At 62.4% G+C, this 18,205-nt stretch carries 30 protein-coding genes; 20 read left to right on the top strand and 10 right to left on the bottom strand.

The window, feature by feature from the left end; all coding sequences use genetic code 11:
- Window position 1: 1 nt before the first annotated feature.
- From O4H32_RS12360 to O4H32_RS12405, 10 genes are all read right to left on the bottom strand, one after another.
- Entirely contained in the window at window positions 2-370 is a 369-nt protein-coding gene (locus O4H32_RS12360; RefSeq protein WP_269359608.1) for a hypothetical protein, read from the bottom strand.
- A gap of 10 nt (window positions 371-380) precedes the next feature.
- On the bottom strand, window positions 381-1,190 hold the full coding sequence (locus O4H32_RS12365; RefSeq protein ID WP_269359610.1) for a lambda exonuclease family protein: 810 nt from the start codon (window positions 1,188-1,190) through the stop codon (window positions 381-383).
- Window positions 1,187-2,089 (bottom strand): recombinase RecT, encoded by a 903-nt coding sequence (locus tag O4H32_RS12370; protein ID WP_269359611.1) that lies wholly within the window; start codon window positions 2,087-2,089, stop codon window positions 1,187-1,189. The genes O4H32_RS12365 and O4H32_RS12370 overlap by 4 nt, the downstream gene beginning before the upstream one ends.
- A gap of 1 nt (window position 2,090) precedes the next feature.
- The gene (locus tag O4H32_RS12375) at window positions 2,091-2,366 is read right to left on the bottom strand and encodes a hypothetical protein (RefSeq protein ID WP_269359612.1); all 276 of its coding nucleotides are present in this window, start codon (window positions 2,364-2,366) and stop codon (window positions 2,091-2,093) included.
- Complete coding sequence (locus O4H32_RS12380) at window positions 2,363-2,881, bottom strand: pentapeptide repeat-containing protein (RefSeq protein ID WP_269359614.1); 519 nt, start codon at window positions 2,879-2,881, stop codon at window positions 2,363-2,365. Before O4H32_RS12380 ends, O4H32_RS12375 begins: the two co-directional genes overlap by 4 nt.
- 23 nt (window positions 2,882-2,904) lie before the next feature.
- Window positions 2,905-3,267, bottom strand: a complete 363-nt coding sequence (locus O4H32_RS12385) for a hypothetical protein (protein WP_269359616.1) — start codon at window positions 3,265-3,267, stop codon at window positions 2,905-2,907.
- Window positions 3,261-3,569 carry a hypothetical protein gene (locus tag O4H32_RS12390; RefSeq protein WP_269359617.1) on the bottom strand — a complete coding sequence of 103 codons (309 nt, stop codon included), beginning with the start codon at window positions 3,567-3,569 and terminating at the stop codon, window positions 3,261-3,263. Before O4H32_RS12390 ends, O4H32_RS12385 begins: the two co-directional genes overlap by 7 nt.
- A 1-nt stretch (window position 3,570) precedes the next feature.
- Complete coding sequence (locus O4H32_RS12395; protein ID WP_269359619.1) at window positions 3,571-3,816, bottom strand: hypothetical protein; 246 nt, start codon at window positions 3,814-3,816, stop codon at window positions 3,571-3,573.
- Window positions 3,817-3,973: 157 nt separating this feature from the next.
- Window positions 3,974-4,300 (bottom strand): hypothetical protein, encoded by a 327-nt coding sequence (locus O4H32_RS12400; RefSeq protein ID WP_269359621.1) that lies wholly within the window; start codon window positions 4,298-4,300, stop codon window positions 3,974-3,976.
- Window positions 4,297-4,956 (bottom strand): LexA family protein, encoded by a 660-nt coding sequence (locus O4H32_RS12405; RefSeq protein ID WP_269359623.1) that lies wholly within the window; start codon window positions 4,954-4,956, stop codon window positions 4,297-4,299. The genes O4H32_RS12400 and O4H32_RS12405 overlap by 4 nt, the downstream gene beginning before the upstream one ends.
- A 78-nt stretch (window positions 4,957-5,034) precedes the next feature.
- Between O4H32_RS12405 and O4H32_RS12410 the strand changes: the two genes are divergently transcribed.
- The 20 genes from O4H32_RS12410 to O4H32_RS12505 all read left to right on the top strand — a co-directional run bounded on the left by O4H32_RS12410 (window position 5,035) and on the right by O4H32_RS12505 (window position 18,189).
- Window positions 5,035-5,283 (top strand): transcriptional regulator, encoded by a 249-nt coding sequence (locus O4H32_RS12410; protein ID WP_269359625.1) that lies wholly within the window; start codon window positions 5,035-5,037, stop codon window positions 5,281-5,283.
- Window positions 5,284-5,467: 184 nt separating this feature from the next.
- Window positions 5,468-5,854 (top strand): hypothetical protein, encoded by a 387-nt coding sequence (locus tag O4H32_RS12415; protein WP_269359627.1) that lies wholly within the window; start codon window positions 5,468-5,470, stop codon window positions 5,852-5,854.
- Between the two features lies 1 nt (window position 5,855).
- On the top strand, window positions 5,856-6,287 hold the full coding sequence (locus O4H32_RS12420) for a NinB/YbcN family protein (protein ID WP_269359628.1): 432 nt from the start codon (window positions 5,856-5,858) through the stop codon (window positions 6,285-6,287).
- A complete protein-coding gene (locus tag O4H32_RS12425) occupies window positions 6,284-6,643 on the top strand; it encodes a DUF968 domain-containing protein (RefSeq protein WP_269359630.1) in 360 nt (119 codons plus the stop codon). The genes O4H32_RS12420 and O4H32_RS12425 overlap by 4 nt, the downstream gene beginning before the upstream one ends.
- Before the next feature lie 41 nt (window positions 6,644-6,684).
- A complete protein-coding gene (locus O4H32_RS12430) occupies window positions 6,685-7,137 on the top strand; it encodes a class I SAM-dependent methyltransferase (protein WP_269359759.1) in 453 nt (150 codons plus the stop codon).
- A complete protein-coding gene (locus O4H32_RS12435; RefSeq protein ID WP_269359632.1) occupies window positions 7,134-8,048 on the top strand; it encodes a DUF1376 domain-containing protein in 915 nt (304 codons plus the stop codon). The genes O4H32_RS12430 and O4H32_RS12435 overlap by 4 nt, the downstream gene beginning before the upstream one ends.
- Window positions 8,045-8,392 (top strand): hypothetical protein, encoded by a 348-nt coding sequence (locus O4H32_RS12440; protein ID WP_269359634.1) that lies wholly within the window; start codon window positions 8,045-8,047, stop codon window positions 8,390-8,392. The genes O4H32_RS12435 and O4H32_RS12440 overlap by 4 nt, the downstream gene beginning before the upstream one ends.
- The gene (locus tag O4H32_RS12445) at window positions 8,389-9,333 is read left to right on the top strand and encodes an AAA family ATPase (RefSeq protein WP_269359636.1); all 945 of its coding nucleotides are present in this window, start codon (window positions 8,389-8,391) and stop codon (window positions 9,331-9,333) included. The genes O4H32_RS12440 and O4H32_RS12445 overlap by 4 nt, the downstream gene beginning before the upstream one ends.
- On the top strand, window positions 9,330-9,965 hold the full coding sequence (locus O4H32_RS12450) for a RuvC family protein (RefSeq protein WP_269359638.1): 636 nt from the start codon (window positions 9,330-9,332) through the stop codon (window positions 9,963-9,965). Before O4H32_RS12445 ends, O4H32_RS12450 begins: the two co-directional genes overlap by 4 nt.
- On the top strand, window positions 9,962-10,249 hold the full coding sequence (locus tag O4H32_RS12455; protein WP_269359640.1) for a hypothetical protein: 288 nt from the start codon (window positions 9,962-9,964) through the stop codon (window positions 10,247-10,249). The genes O4H32_RS12450 and O4H32_RS12455 overlap by 4 nt, the downstream gene beginning before the upstream one ends.
- A complete protein-coding gene (locus tag O4H32_RS12460) occupies window positions 10,246-10,689 on the top strand; it encodes a hypothetical protein (protein WP_269359642.1) in 444 nt (147 codons plus the stop codon). The genes O4H32_RS12455 and O4H32_RS12460 overlap by 4 nt, the downstream gene beginning before the upstream one ends.
- Window positions 10,690-10,783: 94 nt before the next feature.
- The gene (locus O4H32_RS12465) at window positions 10,784-11,164 is read left to right on the top strand and encodes a ParB N-terminal domain-containing protein (protein ID WP_269359644.1); all 381 of its coding nucleotides are present in this window, start codon (window positions 10,784-10,786) and stop codon (window positions 11,162-11,164) included.
- A complete protein-coding gene (locus tag O4H32_RS12470) occupies window positions 11,161-11,676 on the top strand; it encodes a helix-turn-helix domain-containing protein (protein WP_269359645.1) in 516 nt (171 codons plus the stop codon). Before O4H32_RS12465 ends, O4H32_RS12470 begins: the two co-directional genes overlap by 4 nt.
- Complete coding sequence (locus O4H32_RS12475; protein WP_269359647.1) at window positions 11,673-13,052, top strand: PBSX family phage terminase large subunit; 1,380 nt, start codon at window positions 11,673-11,675, stop codon at window positions 13,050-13,052. Before O4H32_RS12470 ends, O4H32_RS12475 begins: the two co-directional genes overlap by 4 nt.
- Before the next feature lie 18 nt (window positions 13,053-13,070).
- On the top strand, window positions 13,071-13,214 hold the full coding sequence (locus O4H32_RS12480; protein WP_269359648.1) for a hypothetical protein: 144 nt from the start codon (window positions 13,071-13,073) through the stop codon (window positions 13,212-13,214).
- Complete coding sequence (locus O4H32_RS12485) at window positions 13,214-15,334, top strand: hypothetical protein (protein ID WP_269359650.1); 2,121 nt, start codon at window positions 13,214-13,216, stop codon at window positions 15,332-15,334. The genes O4H32_RS12480 and O4H32_RS12485 overlap by 1 nt, the downstream gene beginning before the upstream one ends.
- Window positions 15,331-15,822, top strand: a complete 492-nt coding sequence (locus O4H32_RS12490; protein WP_269359652.1) for an HNH endonuclease — start codon at window positions 15,331-15,333, stop codon at window positions 15,820-15,822. The genes O4H32_RS12485 and O4H32_RS12490 overlap by 4 nt, the downstream gene beginning before the upstream one ends.
- A gap of 1 nt (window position 15,823) precedes the next feature.
- A complete protein-coding gene (locus tag O4H32_RS12495; RefSeq protein ID WP_269359654.1) occupies window positions 15,824-16,114 on the top strand; it encodes a hypothetical protein in 291 nt (96 codons plus the stop codon).
- Between the two features lie 26 nt (window positions 16,115-16,140).
- Complete coding sequence (locus O4H32_RS12500) at window positions 16,141-17,172, top strand: hypothetical protein (protein WP_269359656.1); 1,032 nt, start codon at window positions 16,141-16,143, stop codon at window positions 17,170-17,172.
- A 15-nt stretch (window positions 17,173-17,187) separates the two neighbouring features.
- Window positions 17,188-18,189: a phage major capsid protein gene (locus O4H32_RS12505; RefSeq protein WP_269359658.1), complete on the top strand. Its 1,002-nt coding sequence runs from the start codon at window positions 17,188-17,190 to the stop codon at window positions 18,187-18,189.
- The last annotated feature ends 16 nt before the right edge of the window (window positions 18,190-18,205 follow it).

Here is an 18,205-nt window from a genome sequence, read left to right on the forward strand (position 1 = left end):
CTCAGATGGTGGGATGGTCGGGGCGCGGGGTTCCGGCAAGGTCCGCCGCGGCATCCGCCTCGGTCAGCACGATTTCCGGGTTGTAGGTCGCAGCGAATATGTCGGGCTTGCAGGGGTAGAACTCGCCCTTCACGCCCTTGATGATCCAGTCCCCAGGCTGGGCCACCATGTTGCCTTCGAGCGTTCGGATCACCAGATACGTGACATGGTTGAGGACGATCGCGTTGGTCTCCGGCGGGCGGCCGGCATGCGCCCACTGCCCGATGTCGTAGGCATTCAGGGGCTTGCCCGTGTACTGGATTGCTTCGATCACAACCGGGCGCTTCGTGAAGCGCTGGGGCGTGGATTGGCTTTCGCCGTCTACGGTCATGGATATGCTCCTATGCGGTGGTGAGGGTGAGGATTGAGCCGGCGGCCGCAGTGGCGTCGGCGCGGAACTTGGCTTCGTACTGGTCGACCAGGGTCTTGAACTCCAGCAGGTCGGATTCCATGGCCTCGATGAACTCGTCGTCGCGTTCGACCACGCGCCACCAAAGCTGCTTCCCGACGCTGGCGAGGGCCGGGCAGTACAGGCCGATGTGCCAGCGGCGGCGGCCGGTGATCCACAGACCGCCCTGACACTGTTCGATGACGCTGGACACATCGTTTTCCAGCCAGAACGCGCGCAGCTTCACGGGGCCCAGGAAGCACTTGTATTCAGCGCCGGCGTCCGGCTCGATCAGTCCGTCGGCCGAGGCACCGAACAGCCCGTCATCGGTCAGGACGAAACCGGCCCGCTGCACGAACAGGCGGGACTGGATTTCGTGTTCCATCCTGGCCTCGGCCTCCAGTTCACGACCACGGCGCATCGCCCAGGTCTCGAAACCTTCGTCCAAGGCCTCGCCGCTGATCCGCTCGATCGCCAAGCGCGTGGCGTAATCGTGGGCGGCCTGGGACCATTCCCCTACCCGCTCCCCTTCCAGGGCGCGCTGGATGACCTCGGCGCGCGGCGCGGCCTTGTACCCTGCTGCCTCGCGCGCTTGGGCTTCGGTCTGCCCCATCTTCAGTGCGGCGACATAAGCCGACTGCTGCGCGGTCAGGCCGTTGACCTTGGCGCGGACGGTCGAAAACATGCTGGCGGTGATCACGCCGGCGCGCGCGCGGTGCCACTCCGGGCTTCCCTGTTCGCATTCGATGACCTGGAAGCTCATGCCGGCGCTCCCTGCGCGGCCTTGAGATCGGCGCCCTTGTCGGCCACGGCCTGCTTGATGTGTTCGTACTGGGACATGCTGGCGCTCGTGCGCAGCCACTTGACCAGTTCTGGGTAATAGGTCGCCAGGGCGTCCGCGTCCGTGAACTCGGCAATGCGCGCCAGGACGTCATCCATCTGGTCAGGCGTCAGTTGCAGCACGTCAGGATTCAGGGTGATGCCCTCGCCGCCGTCCGTGTCCATGTAGTGCACGGCCTTTTCCAGGCGGTCAGTCTTTGGCCAATATTTCTGCGCCCGCTTCACCACGGTCTTTTTAGCCATTTCGCCGTAGTCTGTCTTCCAGGGCGTGGTCTTGCCCGCCTTGACCGATTCGGACCTGTTCATGATCCCGTCGATTTCATCGCGGGTCATGGTCTCGGTCAGGTAGTCGCCGTCGGCGGTCTTTGCGACCACATACACGCCGATGACGTCGCCCCGGTCCTTGGCGAACGGGTCTCGCTCATGCACGGGCGGCTTGTCCACACCGATGATTGAGAAGCGGTCGGTGGCATGCACAAGCACGGCCTGCGCCCAGCGGATCGATCCAGACTGGATTGCAAGATCCATCAAGCCCATGTAGCTGATGTCCAGGCAGATCTTGCCCTTGCGCGGCACCAGATAGGCATGCTTCTTGGCCGGGTTCAGGCTGATGCCGATCGCCGCGATGTTCGTCACCGCATCAATCACGGACTGCGGGTTCTTCGTGGCGCAGTCGATCAGGTAGTCGTTCGCCTGCATGGCCTGCATTGCGAACTCGGCCTCGCGCTGGAACGCGATCGACTTGTCGCACAGCACGGCTTCAAACGCCGGTTGGGTGTTCAGGACCAGGGCCTGGACGGTTTCGATCTTGTTGACGGCCATATCAGGCTCCGGGAACGGTTGCAGCCACGACCCACAGAGCAACACCCAGGGCCACGTAGGCCGCGACCAGCCAGCCGCAGACGGCCTTCGGCGCGGGTTCGAGCGTGCTGGGGTCGGCCGGCAGTTCGAGCAGCCGCCACTGCTTCGCGGCTTCACGGCGCGCAGCGGCCGGGTATGCGTAGATTTCGGCGGGCAGGTCCGGCTTCGATTCGATGGCCCGGACAAAGCCCGGGTGAATGCCGGCGCGGCGCCGGGCCAGGATCAGGCGGGCGTTCATTCGGTGGCCTCGACCGGTGCGGCGGCTTCTTCGAAGGGCTTCTCGCCGCCCGGATCTGCCGGAGACATTGCGATGATCTGTTGCAGGACCGGCTTCCAGCGGCCCCACCATTCAAGTGCCTGATAATCCATTTTGCTGATCTGCTCGTCGCTGAAACCCCACCAGCGCTCCAGCGTGTGAAGCTGGCAGCCGATTTGCATGTGGGTGGCGGTGTACGTCACGCCCCACGTCTCGATCTGCAGGCTCTTGATGTGTCGGCGGTCGCCGGTGGTATCCCAGAGGTTGACGACGTCGCCCAGGTTCGCGCCGCCCAGGTTCGCGCCGCCCAGGTTCGCGTCGCACAGGTTCGCGTCGCACAGGTTCGCGTCGCCCAGGTCCGCGCGGTCGCTGACTGCCCTCTCCAGCGCGACACGCGTCTGCATGCCGCTTGGCGTGTCGCCCGGAATTTCGGTGGTGTAGATCGGTTCGTCGTTCCAGCGGTTGCGGATCGTGACGGTGATGGTCTTTTCGGTCATGGTGTGGTCCTTGTCGGGGGAAATCAGATGTCAGCGAGTTCAGCAGCGCGCCGGCGGCGGGACTGCTCGATTTCGAGTCGGATATCGGTGGTGCGGGCGATGTCGGAAAACGCGGCTTTCATCCGGTCGCGCAGGTACAGCGGGAAGTCCGGATCGTCAACGTGCCGCGCGAGGTACGTGATCGCTTCGTCCTGGCAGTCGGGGTCGTCCAGGACGAATTCCTCGGCCATCGCAGCCAGCAACTGTTCGCGGTCCCGGCCCACCGGATCAAACTGAACACGCTCGGCCAGGACATCGCGGATGTGATCGCCGCCCAGATCGATGACGGCGGCTGGGTCGCAGGGCCACGTTTCCGGGTCGCCCGGGCCTTTGGTGGTGGTCAGCATGTCGCCTCCCCTCGCGCCCTGGCGATGGCTGCGCGGGCCTGCTCGACGGCGGGGCCTGTGTCTTCCCATGGAACCGTGTGGCTTGTGCAACGGATGCGGTTCAGCGCTGCTTCCGCCACGATCAGGGCCTCCAGCAGATCAGGCGCGGCGGCGATCAGTCGAGCATTGGCGTAGTCCTCGGCGTCCGCTACATCAGAATGCCCCAGTACGCTCAACTCCCGAGGAAGCGGGCGTCGCGGAATGATCACCACCGTATCGTCTACGAGATGATTTCCCCACGGTCCAGGCGTGTGCTTGTTCATGTCAGGCCCCTTCCGCGACGGTTTCAGCGGCCCGAGCGGCCTTGCGGTAGTGATCAGCGGCGGCGATCAGGCGGGTGCCCAGGGCCGTGGCTTCGTCCAGATCCAGCAGGACCAGGAAGGAATCGGCGCGGATGCTGACGGGTTGCGCGATCCCTGGAATGTCGCAGGTGCGAATGTCGAAGCGCCGGTCGGCGTTCGAGGTGAAGGCGCTACCGTAGGTCGGCAGGCTCGGCAGGATGTTGGACATCTCGTTCTCCCATGCCCGTGGTTGGGCGATGGGAGAATTCTCACATACGTGAGTTATCGTGTCAACACGATTGTGAGAATTAAGGATGTAGGGATTCCACCAGGCGAAAAAAAACCGCCACACAGGCGGTTATCGCGGATCTCCGCAGGACGATTTTCTAGGCACGGAAGAACAGCGCGTACGCCAGCATGGCACAAATGGCGCCCAGGAATACGGTACCCCAGCCTGTGGGCCTGGACTTCTCAAGCATGTAGACCATCTGGTTTTCCAGGCCTCGAACCTGGTTCCGAAGCTCTTCCATCTGAGCATTGATGGATGAAACAGCCTCGGCTGACTGTTCCGAAAACCCGCTGATAGCGCGCAGATTTTCTTCCAACATGGTGGGCATCTGCTGACGCTTTTTCTCCTGATGCTCGAACTCAAATTCAAGTTCGTGCTCTCTCTGGAGATTTTCCAGCGGATCAGCGGATATTCTGTCGTTCATTCCGGCACCCATTTTCCGATCACAACTCCGCAGATCACGGCATTACCGTTGATCTCGATGTAGCGCGGCTTCCAGTCTGGGTTCAGGGCCTTAAGCAGTTTCCTGCCGTCCTCTTCCAGGTACTGCTTAAATGTGGCCTTCCCTTGGCCTTCCAAGCGCGCTACCACTCGATCCAGGGGCTTTTCGCACCTGTCTGGATCAACAAATATCACATCGCCCGGGTCATAGCTTGGTTTCGCTCCCGGGTTCCGCATGCTCTCCCCCTCCACTTCCAGGCAAAAGGTGCGCGGCCCGTGATTTACGGGGCAAGGTAGCCAGTCCAAGGCGTCATCATGGGAAAAGGATCCGGCAATTTCCGCCCACTCCCCCGCCTGCACGGATGTCAGCAGCGGCACATGGCCTTTGATTGACGGCCCCTCGCTGATATTTGCATTGTCCGCAGCGTCCGGATAACGGGGCCCGCTACCGTCGCGTAGCCATTGCGGCAACACGCCAAGCGCCTTGGCAATAGCAAGTAACTCACGCGGGTTCTTTCTGGTCCCAGCCTCGATATTTCCTATGGTTCCAGCGGACACGCCGGCACCCGCAGCCAACTGAGGCTGCGTCAGGCCGCATTTTTCCCGGGCGTCTTTGAGTCGTTCGGCTATGGTTTTCACGCTTGTGATCGTCGCACAGCATTGACTCACGTTGGTGAGACACGTAGAATCACTATCGTGAGAAAACGTGAGAATCATATGGATGCCCTTCTGAAAGCTGTTGAGGTTGTCGGTGGGGTCTCCCGCCTTGCAGAAATGGTCGGTGTCTCGTCCAGCGCACCCAGCATGTGGAAGGCGCGCGGACGGGTGCCGGTCGAGCATTGCGCCGCCATCGAACGTGCCACCGGCGGCGTCGTGACCCGCCGTGACCTGCGTCCCGACGACTGGGCCGCGATCTGGCCCGAGCTCGCCCAGCAGCCCCAACCTGCGGAGGCGCCCCATGCCTGACGACCTGACCATCATCTTCATCGCCCTGGCTGGCTTCGGCGGCGGCTACGTAGTCGGCTATATCCACGCTGTCTTGCGTGGTGACTCTGGTCGGATGTGAGGTGTTTTCCATGGCCTCCATCCTATTTTTTTGCCCGGAAGCGGGCCTTACAAATCCTTCCATATTTTTTGTACGGGAATGGAAATGACCCAGGACAGTCTGTTCTACGAATCGGTCACGGACGCCCTGGACGGCGTCGTGAAAGCCTGCGGGGGCGCGAAAGCCGTGGGTTGCCGCCTCTGGCCAGAAAAGACGCCGCAGGCCGCCCACACACTGATGCTGGCCTGCCTGAACGAGGCCCGGCCGGAGAAGCTGAGTCCCGAACAAGTCCTGTGGCTGCTGGCTGCCGGGCGCCAAGTCGGCTGTCACGCCGCAATGAACTATCTGGCCCGCGAAGCCGGGTACAGCGACCCTCTGCCGATTGAGCCCGAGGACGAGCGCGCCCGCCTGCAGCGCGAGTTCATCGAAGCGCAGAAAGCCATGCAGGCGCTGGCCGGCCGGATGCAGCGCGCCGGCATGTTGGAGGCCTGACATGGAACGCCAGGTCTACACGCTGACCACCTCCAGGGTGCGCGAGTTCGCCACCAGGGCCATCACGCAGGCCCCGGATGGCTGGACGGTACGCATCACCCCCCCGCCCCGCACGGGCGCCCAGAACGCCGGCACGCATGTCATCTACGAAATGATCGCCCAGGCATTCCCGCACGACGACGCGGCCGGTTGGAAGCGGTACTGCAAGCTCCATTTCGGTGTGCCGATCCTGCGCGCCGAAGCCCCGGACTTCCGCGAAGCGTACGACAAATCCATCAAGCCCCTGCCCTACGAAACGAAGCTGGCAGTGATGGCCTACTGGCCCGTCACGTCGATCATGGATCGGAGCCAGATCGCCCGCTACATCGACGCGATCCGGGCCGATTTCGAGCCGCGCGGGGTCGACCTGTCTCTCAGCGAGTCCACAGCATGATGTTCCCCAAATCCAAGCCCTGGCGCAGCGAGAAGCACCGGCGCCTGATCGCCAGCATGGACTGCGCGATCTGCGGCCGGCACGAGCCCAGCCAATGTGCACACGTCAATTTCGGCAAGGGCCTGGGGCTGAAGACCTCCGACGCCCTCGCCTTTCCCGCCTGCCCGGAATGCCACCGCAAGCACGATCAGGGCGGCCTGCTGACCAAAGAGCAACGCCACCAGCTCGAATGGGAACTGGTCGACGCCACCCGCTCGAAGCTGATCCGCCGCAACCAGTGGGCGAAGGAGACCGAGGCCGAATACCAGGTCGCCATCATGCCGCTGTCGCGCGTGGTGCACGGGGAGGCTGCATGATGGACCTGCCGATTCTTGACCCTTGCTGCGGACCCCGCATGATGTGGTTCGACCCCCAGGACCAGCGCTGCCTGTTCGGTGACATGCGCGACGAATCCATCGTGGTCACGGACCGCACGCACCGAGAAGACGGAAGCCGGGCCGTGCACATCCACCCTGATGCACGCATGGACTTCCGCGCGCTGCCGTTCCCGGACGAGCAGTTCGCGCTGGTGGCGTTCGACCCCCCACACCTGGTGCGCGCCGGCCGTCGTAGCTGGATGGCGGCCAAGTACGGCAAGCTGGGCGCGGACTGGCAGGACGACATGCGCCAGGGTTTCGCTGAGTGCTTCCGCGTCCTGCGCCCCTACGGCACGCTGATCTTCAAATGGAACGAAACCCAGGTGCCACTGCGCGACATCCTGGCATGCACGCCCGAGAGGCCTCTTTTCGGGCATCGCGTCGGCAGGCTGAATCTAACCCACTGGATGACTTTCATGAAGGGTTCGGCATGAACGATCTACCCACACCCCTGACCCCCGCAGATTGCGACCTGCGGGATTTCGCTTTCCTGCCCCTGGATGTCGTGCGCCTGCGTGACAGCGATCTGGCGATCCACGTCACCGGGGAGGAATTTCGCTGCGCCGTGCTGCTGTGGTGCGCGTCCTGGCATCAGGTGCCGGCCGCCAGCCTGCCCGACGACGACAAGACCCTCGCCGCGCTGGCAGGCTTCGGTCGCGCAGTGGGCGAATGGGCGAAGCATCGAGACGGCGCCCTGCATGGCTGGATCAAGTGCAGTGACGGCAGACTGTATCACCCTGTCGTGGCGGAAAAGGCGATGGATGCTCTCAAGGCCAAGCTGGAGCAACGCTGGAAAACCGAATGCGCTCGGGTCAAGAAGCACAACCAGCGGCACGGGACAGACCTGCAAATTCACGACTTCGATACATGGGTGTCCCTCGGATGTCCCCAGGGACAAGTCCTGTATGTCCCAGGGACAGGTAATGCCAGTCCCGACGACAAGAGCGTAAATGATGCGGGACATAGTGGCGATGTCCCAGGGAATCCGCCTGATAGTCCCGATTCTGTCCCCGGGGAAACGCACTCCAAGGGACAGGGAGAGGGACAGGGACAGAGAAATATAAAAGACAACCCCCATCCCCCTTCGGGGCCTGGATGGCAGAAACCCGATTGGGTGCCTGCTGACCTGTGGCGTGAATTCGAGGCGCTGCGCAAGAAGCGCAAGAAGCCCCTGACCGACCGAGCACGAGACATGGCTGTGGCGAAGCTGCAAGCCCTGCAGGACGGTGGCCACGACGTGAAGGCCGTGATGGAGCAGTCCATCCTGCACGCCTGGGACACGTTCTACCCTCTGAAATCCGACGCTGCGCCAGCCGCTGCCGAGGCATGGAGCGACGCGGTATGACCGGCCACCAGCCCCTGATCGCAATGCGCCTGGAAGGCTACTGCCCGGCCGGTGCGTTCGTCACGGTCATCGAAACCGCGCCGACCTGGGGGCCGTACACCCACCCAGACCGTGCGATGGAGAACGGCGGCAGTCCCGACATCGTGATCCTGCCCGAGGACAACCCGGCCACCGTGGATCTGCGCTGCCTGCGTGGCATGGTCGTCCAGATCCACGGCAACGACCATGCCCGCACCGTGGCCGCCCTGGAACGCATTTCGCAATTTGAACCCGCGAAGGCCATCGCCGCCGGCGAATGGGGCTTGCGCGCTTGGAAATCCAACCGAGGATTCTTCGACCTATGACCCTCATCATCACCCCCGACAACACCGATTTTTCGGCCTACATGGCCGAGACCGAACCCCAGGTCAAGGTCATGCCGGCCGAGTCCTGGACCGACCAGCTTGTGGCCAGCACCCAGCAGGCCGAGCGCATCACCGGGGCGAAGCTGCCCTGGTCGAAGACCCACGACCTGATCCGCTTCCGCCCGGGCGAGGTGACGTTGTGGCAGGGCATCAACGGGCACGGCAAATCCGAGATGCTGGGACAGGCCTGCCTGGGATTCGCCGCCCAGGACGAACGCTCCTGCATCGCCTCGTTCGAAATGCGACCGGTCAAGACGCTGCGCCGCATGCTGCGCCAGACCGCGCAGAACGACCAGCCCGGGGAAACCGCTGCACGCCGGCTGATGTCCTGGCTCACCGGCCGCATGTGGATCTACGACCAACTGGGCCGGGCCAGCCCCCAGGCTTTGGCGGCCGTGATCCGCTATTGCGGCGACGTGCTGAAGATCCGGCATTTTGTGGTGGACAGCCTGATGCGTGTCGTCCAGGGAGAGGACGACTACAACGGCCAGAAGGACTTCGTGGAACTGCTGTGCCGACTGGCCCAGGATCACGGCATGCACATCCACCTCGTCCACCACGCGCGCAAGGGCGAGAGCGAGGACGCGGTACCGGGCAAGTTCAGCGCGAAGGGGTCCGGCGCCATCGTGGACCAGGTCGACCAGATGCTGACCGTCTGGCGGAACAAGAAAAAGGAACGGCTGGTCGAGAAGGCCCTGAAAGTGCCGGGCAGCTCGATTCCGGACGAACTGGTCAGCCAGCCCGACAGCCTCCTGATCTGCGACAAGAACCGCCACGGGGAGTGGGAGGGCCGGATTTCGCTCTGGCACCACGCGCCCAGCCTGCAGTACACGCCCGACAGCCGGCGCATCCCGCTCGACATCATCGGGAGCCTGGAATGACCCTCGAAGACCTCGCATTCCCGCCGGCCGCACCCGAGTTGCTGGAGCGCCTGCAGGCCCCCGGACGAGTCGCCGGGGGTGGTGCTCAAACTCGCCCAATCCAGCCGCAACCGCTTGATTTCACGGAAGAATGGGGTGGTGCCCAAACGGGCGAGAAGCCGACCATGCACGCTCGGAACCTGTTGGCCCTGGACCTCGGGACCTACACCGGATGGTCCGTACGGCGTCGTGATGGAAGCATTTCCCACGGCACAGAGCATTTCATCCAGCGCAACCAGTGGCACGACGGTCAACGGTTCGTCAATTTCCGCGCATGGCTGGGCGACCTGCTGACCCGAGAACAGATCCACCACATCGTCTACGAACGGGTGGTGTTCGGCCACAGCAGCAGTCAGGCCAGCAACGTCTACGGCGCGTTCTGGGGGCAGGTGCTGGCCTGCGCGGCAGTGCGCAACATCGAGTGTCAGGGCGTGGCCGTGCCCCCCGTGAAAAAGCACTGGACCGGCTCCGGCCGGGCGAAGAAGCCGGACATGATCGCCGAGGCCAAGCGTCGTGGATTCCGGCCGGACAGTGACAACGCCGCCGATGCGCTGGCGATCCTGCATTGGGCGATTGCGCAGGAGGAAGCATGATTCCGTTCAAGGAAAAACCGGTAGCGTTAACGTCATCGAACGTGCGGGATCTTGTCCTAATGATCCTCCACGTTCAGCGCGGCAAGGATATGTTGCGTGCGCCAAAAAAATACTGGGAGGCGATATTGAGAGATTCTCAGGATGCAATAGTCGGCAGAGAAATGACGAGAACGGAAATATCGGACGTCATTGCGCGAATACTTTCGCCTTATGAAATAAATCTGGCTCGCGCCCGCCTCAGGGCCAAGCGCCGCGCGATACAAAGACGCAAGGGGTACGCATGAGACTATCTGACCTGGACCCCGCATTCGTCCAGCGCCTGGAAAACTGGGGCATGTACTACCGCGACCAATACCGCCCTGCCCAGTCGGCAACGTACCGTGTGTGCCAGAACGCGGCGGCCGCAAACGGCAAAGGCATGCATGACGGATACCGCGAGTCGAACCCCAGGCCTGAAATCGACGTGGACGACGCGATGATCATGGAACGCCACTGGTGCATGTGCGCTTACCGCGTGAGCGTGCAGGACCGCGCGCTGATCCGGGCGTACTGGGCCGAGAATGCAGACCCGCGCCGAGTGTGCTCCGTGCTCAAGATCAGATTCTTATCCTGGGAGGCCCTGCTGTGCGATGCGGTCGAACGATTCCGCCAAGCCGTTGATATTCTGGAATATCAGGGTAAAATGACCGCAAGACAAACTGAGGCCGCCCTACGGGGTGAGTAGAAAGCCCTTCGGCGGACAGCGCGTGCCCGATAGCAGCGCGACAGAGCAAGCCCCTTGCGAGTGATCGCCGGGGGCTTTTTGCTGCCTGCTCGAAATGACCAAACCGCCCGTCCTGAAGTTCAGTCGCATCGATCCGCTGCAGGACTACTTCGAGGATCGCGACGGCAACCGCTACGACGTGGCCCGGCTGGTGGATGCATCGAAGGATCTTCCCGTGTTCGACCTGCCGCTTGCCGGGCTTGATCTGGACGGCTGCTACGTGTGGCGTGACGCCACTCTGCACGAAGCAGCGGGCCACCTGCGCAGGGTCATGAAAGCCGATCTGTCCTTCCCCATCCTGCTGAGCTGGACTGGATCGATCATCGACGGCCGGCATCGAATCGTCAAAGCCTTGATGCAGGGCAAGCGCACGATCAAGGTCAGAAGGATGACTTGGCGGCCTGAGCAGAGCAGCACTCACCAGAACGACAAATGACCACAAAGACCACCAGATCCGCTCAGTCCGCTAAGACGAGCGCGAAAGGTGCGTCCAATGGCGGCAGGCCATCGAAATACAAGCCGGAGTATGACGAACAGGCCTGGCGCCTGTGTGTTCTCGGCGCGACCGACGCGGAAATAGCTGATTTCTTCGGCGTGTCTGTGCGGACGCTGTACCGCTGGAAGGTCGAGTCCGAGACGTTTTGTCAGGCCCTAAACATCGGCAAGGAACACGCTGATGCCCGGGTCAAGCGCAGCCTGTACATGCGGGCCACCGGATACAGCTTCACGGAGCAACAAGCGTTCAAAGTCCGACGTGGGCCGAATGATGAGGCGGTCGAGGTGGTTGATGTGGACCGCCACCTGCCGCCAGACACCACTGCGGCGATCTTCTGGCTGAAGAACCGCGACCCGAAGAATTGGCGTGACCGCATCGAACACACCGGAGCCGGTGGCGGCGCCATCCAGACCGTCAGCCGCATCGAATACGTCGTGGTGGACCCGAAATGAGCGTCATCACGGTCCCGGTCGCCCGCGTGTTCGTGCCTCTGCTGAGCAACGATTTCCGCTACTACGGCGCCCACGGTGGCCGAGGGTCGGGCAAGTCCCATTTTTTCGCAGGCCGCGTGGTTGACTTGGTGGCCGATGGGGAACGCTGGGTCTGTGTCCGAGAAGTCCAGAACAGCATCAAGGATTCGGTCAAGACGCTGATCGAATCAAAGATCCAGCACCGCAACATCGGCGGGTTCGACGCCCTCGAGTACGAGACCCGGGGGCCTGATGGAGGCCTGATCGCGTATCGCGGCATGCAGTCCTACAACGCCGAGAACATCAAATCCCTCGAGGATTTCGACGGCGTGTGGGTCGAAGAGGCCCAGACCCTCTCACAGCACAGCCTGGATCTGCTGCGCCCCACTCTGCGCAAGAAAAACGCCAAGCTGATGTTTTCCTGGAACCCGCGCTACAAGACCGATGCGGTGGACAAATTCTTCCGGCGCAACCCGCCCGCCAACGCGATCTGCGTGGAGGCCAACTGGCACGACAACCCATGGTTCGATGAAACCAGCCTGCGCGACGACATGGAGGCGGATTACCGTAACGATCCGATCAAGGCTGAGCACATCTGGGGCGGCGGCTACGGCGTGTCCGAAGGTTCGATCCTGGGGCGCTGGGTCACGAAGGCCCGCAAGGCTGGCCGCATTCATGACGGCGTACAGTACGACCCCGCTGGTGCCGGCATTGTCGTGTCCTCTGACCTGGGTTTCCGCGATACCGCGTCCTGGTGGTTCTGGCAGCCGGTGATGGGCGGTTTCAAGCTGCTGGCGTACCTGGGGGATTCCGGCCTGGACGCGGACGACTGGATACCGCTGATCCGCGCAAAACTGGTTGACCTGGGCGCCGGCGACAATCTGGACTGCATCTGGCTGCCCCACGACGCCCGCGCCAAGACGTTCCAGAGCAAACACACCAGTGTCGAGCGCTTCATCAAGGCGTTTGGCCATGACCACGTCCGAATCGTCCCCATCAGCAGCAAGCAGGACCGGATTTCAGCGGCCCGCGCGATCATCGACCGCTGCGAGTTCGCAGAGTCAGCATGCCAGAGCGACGATCCGAACAAGACGGGCGGAATCGACGGCCTGGAGGCCTGGGAATTCGAGTTCAACCAGGAGTTGCAGGTCTTCAGCAAAGAGCCTCTGCACAACTGGGCATCCCACCCGTCTGATGCCTTTTCATACGGCTGTCAAGTGATGCAGGAATACACCGCCCCAGCGAAGCCAGAGGACGCGAAGTACGCGGTCCAAGCGACGAAAGGCGGGCGCATGCGCACCGGCGTCACGCTGGACGAGCTCTGGAAAACGTCAGCACGCGGGAGCGCAAGGATATGAACCATCAGGAGATAGATCATGAGTCCCATCGTGTCCTGGGTTAATGGGCTGCCCTACACCGCCGACGGCAAGCTGGCGGTGGAAAACGCGGCAGTGCTGAACGTGCAAAACGGCCACAGCTTCACGGCTTCGGGTCGGATCGCGTTGTCGAGCCTCGTGTGATGGCTACCAAGAAACCTGTCTCTCCCGACAATAAAGCACAACGCTGGCTGGCCGAAATTGCGGCCCGTGGCGAGGATGCGAAGGAAAAGGCCTGGATCGCGCGCGGCAAGAAGGTGGTCCGCCGCTACCGTGACGAACGCGAGTTGATGGCCGAAGGGTCGCGCTTCAACATCCTTTGGTCCAACGTCGAGACGATCCTGCCGGCGACCTACGCCCGCACGCCGAAAGCCGATGTCACGCGCCGCAACAAGGACGCCGATCCGGTTTCTCGCACGGCTGCGCAGATTCTGGAACGCGCCCTGCAGTACGAGATCAGCGAATACCCGGATTTCGACGAGGCGATGAAGCAGGCGATCAAGGACCGGCTGCTGCCGGGCCGCGGCGTGGCCTGGGTGCGCTTCGAGGAATATGAGGTTGACCGGCCGGAAACTGCCAAGGCACCTCAGGATCAAGCCCAGACGGCGCAGCTTGATGCAGCCGCCACCCCAGCCACCCCGGACATTTTGGAGCGCGCCTGCGTCGATTACGTCTACTGGGAGGATTTCCGTACGGGTGAGGCTCGCATTTGGTCAGACGTTCCATGGGTGGCCCGCCGCGTGTACATGACGCGCAAGGACGGAATTGCCCGGTTCGGCGCCGACTTCCGCGAAGTGCCTCTGACTCGTGCCCCAATCGGCGTGGACGAAGGCGATGCGAAGCAATGCGCGGACGACGCCAAAAAGGCCGAAGTCTGGGAAATCTGGGACAAGGCCAGCAAGGCGGTCTACTGGGTCGCCAAGGGCTATCCGAAGCTGCTGGACGAGAAAGAGGATCCGTATGGCCTGGAAGGCTTCTTCCCGTGCCCGAAGCCGCTGTACGCGACTCAGACCAGTGACCAACTGACTCCGGTGCCCGACTTTGTTCTGTACCAGGACCAAGCCGACGAGCTGGACCGCATCACCACGCGCATATCTGGTCTGGTGGATGCCCTGCGCCTGGTGGGCTCCTACGATGCCGCTCAGCCTGCTCTGGCCCGCATTCTCGAATCGCCCGACAACAGCCTGATCCCGGTTGAAAATTGGGCGGCATTCAGCGAAAAGGGCGGCGCTTCCGGCGCGATTTCCTGGGTGCCTATCAAAGACGTGGCCATGGCGCTGCGCGAAGCGTATCTGGCCCGCGACCAGATCAAGCAGGTCATCTACGAGATCACCGGCATCAGCGACATCATCCGAGGCGCCACCGACGCGCGAGAAACTGCCAAGGCGCAGCAGATCAAGAGCCAATTCGGCAGCCTGCGCCTGCAGGACCGTCAGAAGGACATTGCGGAATTCGCCACGGCAATCCTGCGCATCAAGGCCCAGATGATGATGGACCTGTACTCGCCGCAGACGCTGCTGGCGATGTCAGGCATCGATCAGACGCTGGACGCGCAAAACGCTGAACAAGCCATCGCGCTCATGAAGACCGAGCCGCTGCGCTCGTACAGGGTGGAGATTGCCGCTGATTCCATGGTGGCGATCGACGAGGCTCAGGAAAAGCAGGATACGGTCGAGTTCTTGGGCGCGGCCGGCGGATTCATCAAACAGGCCGTCGAGGCATCCCAAGCCGTACCTGAACTGGCCCCGCTGGCGATGCAGTTGCTGATGATGGGTGTGCGCGCGTTCAAGGCCGGCCGCCCGGTTGAGGCTGCGTTCGAGCAATTCCAGCAGCAGATCGAGAATCGCCCGCCGACTGACCCGAATGCGGGCGCTCAGGCCCAAGCACAGGCACAGCAGCAGGTCGAAATGGCGAAGCTGCAGCAGCGTGCCCAGGCTGACCAGATGAGGCTGCAGGCCGATATCCAGGCCCAGCAGGCAAAGGCACAAGCAGACATGCAGATCGAGCGCGAGCGCATGCAGATGCAGGCCATGCTTGAGCAACAGCGTGCCCAGATGCAGGCGCGGGTCGACCAGCATCGGGCCGATGTGCAGGCGCAGCAGCAGGCCGCCATCGAAGCTGAAAAGCTGAACTTCGAGCGCTGGAAGACGGAACTGCAAGAAGCCACGAAGATCCAAATTGCAAATATCACATCCAAGGCCAAAGTCGAAAATGCCGCCACGGAAACGGCTACCGGAGAAATTGCGAGGGAGATCAAGCCGTGATTACTCAGGAAGAATTGAAGCAAATATGCAATTACGATCCGGCCACCGGAATCTTTACATGGGCACAAGAAAGCCCCGGCAATCATGAGCGCGGCGACGTCATGGGCAGCAAGCACATCGAAGGCTATCTCAGAGCTTTGATCGGCGGCCACAGGATCATGTTGCACCGGGCGGCATGGCTGTACGTCTATGGGCACTTCCCGAAGGATGGCATAGACCACATCAACGGAAACAAGGCAGATAACCGAATTTCCAATCTGCGCGAATGCGACAACGCCCAGAACGTGCAAAATCAGCGGCGCGCTCGAATAGACAATAAATCTGGAACGCTGGGCGTGCACTACAGGGCGCAAAAGGCGAATCCCTGGCACGCCCATATTGGCATAGGTGGAAAGCAGATTCACATTGGATGCTTTCCAACACGGGAAGCCGCACACGCCGCGTATGTGGAAAAGAAACGCGAAATTCACCCATTCGGAGCGATTTGATATGGCCCGTCAGACCTGGGTGCAGGACCCCGTGACCCTGAAGCTGATCCCGAAAGACGAGTACCAGCCCCGCCAAAGTGCGGGGCCTTTTGTTATGGGCGACATCCAGCCATACAAGTCGATGATCACGGGCGAAATGATCCAGGGGCGCGCCCAGCACCGCGCCCACTTGCGCGAGCACGGCTGCATCGAGGTCGGCAACGAAAAGTTGACCCCGCACAAGACCATCAATCCTTCCCGGGACGACTACCGGCGCTCCGTTGCTGCCGTCATGGCCAGCAAGGGATTCTGACTATCAACCAACTGTGAGTAATCCTCATGACCACTGAAAACGACACCCCTGATGCCAACGACGCAGGTCCAGAGGCCGCGCTTGCTGCGGCCATGGATGCGATGGAGGCCGGCACGCTGGAAGCGCCCGAGGTTCAGCCTGAAACGCTGGATGCTCCTGCCGCCGAACTGCCTACGCCCACGGCGGCCGCCGAAAGCGCGTCCGAAGTCAAACCCGAGGAAAAACCTGCGGACCAGGCTTCGCCCGAGGCGCAGCAGGACGATAAACCCGCCGTTGAGCAGCCAACCCAACCCGCTGACGCCGCCCCCTCTTCCTGGAAACCCGACGTGGCCTCGAAGTGGGCCGATCTTCCCGCCGAGGTCAAGGCCGAGATTCAGCGCCGCGAGACCGAATATCACAAGGGCATCGAGCAGTACAAGCCCTACGCCCAACTGGGACAGGAATACGAGCGCGTCGTCGGCCCGAACATGGACATGATCAAGCAGTCCGGCGTGCAGCCTGCGCAGGCCCTGGAATACCTGTTCAATGCCCACCGTACGCTGACCTACGGCACGCCCGACCAGAAGCGTGAGGCCATTGCCCGCATCGCCCGGGATTGCCAGATCGATCTGAAGGACCTCACGCCGGCCGCGCCGGTTGATCCGCAGGTCCAACGACTGATGCAAGAGCGTCAGCAACTCCAACAATTCCAGCACGAGACTTTGCAGCAGCAGAATCAAGCCGTGCTGTCTCAGATCCAAGAATTTGCTCAGGCCCCCGGGCATGAGCATTTCGAGGCCGTCAAACAGGACATGAGCACGATGCTGCAATCCGGCATGGCTCAAGACCTGCAAGAGGCCTACGACAAGGCAGTATGGGCGCGAGCCGACCTGAGGAAATCCCTCGTTGAGCAACAGCGCACCGAAGCCGAAAAACAGGCAACCGAGCAAGCACGCAAGGCCCGGGCGAAATCCGCCGCAGGCAGCGTCAAAGGATCGGCGCCTTCGTCATCTGGTGCATTGTCCGCCAACGCAAGCCTCGAAGATACCGTGGCCGCTGCGATGGACGGGCTCATTTAACACGAGGAAATTACCATGGCTTTCGCAAACTCTCAGGTAAGCGACCTGCTCGCCACCACCATCGCCGCCCGGTCTCGCGCCTTGGCGGACAACCTGGAGCACAACAATGCGCTCCTTATGAAGCTGCGCCAGCGCGGCAACGTGAAACTCGTGTCGGGCGGCACGCACATCATGGAAGAAATCGTGTACGACGATGGGGATACGTCCTCGGGCTCGTACAGCGGGTATGACGTGATCGACATCACGCCCGATTCCCCGATCAGCGCGGCTGAGTACGACTTCAAGCAGTATGCCCGCGCTGTCACGATCAGCGGCCTGGAGATCATCCAGAACGCCGGCCGCGAGCAGATGATCGACCTGCTGGCCGGTCGCGTGCAGGTTGCCGAAACGAAGCTGCGAAACGCGATCTCGGCCGGCCTGTACGGCGATGGTACCGGCAACGGCGGGAAGGACATCACGGGCCTTCTGGCCGCGATCTCCACCACCCCGACCTCCGGGGTTTATGGCGGCATTGACCGCGGGACCTGGAACTTCTGGCGCAATCAGGAAATCTCCTGCACGTCCGATGTCGGCGCGGCCATGTCGGCCAGCACCATTTTGTCGGGTATGAACAAGTTGGCCCTGGCCTGCGCACGCGGTACCGATCGCGTGGATCTGATCGTGGCGGATAACGAGGCGTTCGACTACTACCAGTCGGCGCTGCAGGCCATCCAGCGCGTGACGAACGACTCGGGCCAAGGCCTGGCCGGCGCCGGCTTCACCAGCCTGAAGTACCACGGCGCGGGCGCCAACGCGGACGTGATCTTCGACGGCGGGATCGGCGGCAACATGCCCGCCAAGACGATGTACTTCATCAATACGTCGTATCTGAAGTTCCGGCCCCATCGTCAGCGCAACTTCGTGCCCCTTGGCAATGACCGGCAATCGGTCAACCAGGATGCGGTGGTGCGCCTGATCGGCTGGGCGGGCAACCTGACCTGCTCTGGAAGCCAGTTCAACGGCGTGCTCTCCAACTGATTGCGATGCGGGCTTC

Origin of the sequence: Castellaniella denitrificans (assembly GCF_027214045.1) — a bacterium.
In the GTDB taxonomy this organism is placed as follows: domain Bacteria; phylum Pseudomonadota; class Gammaproteobacteria; order Burkholderiales; family Burkholderiaceae_B; genus Castellaniella; species Castellaniella denitrificans_A.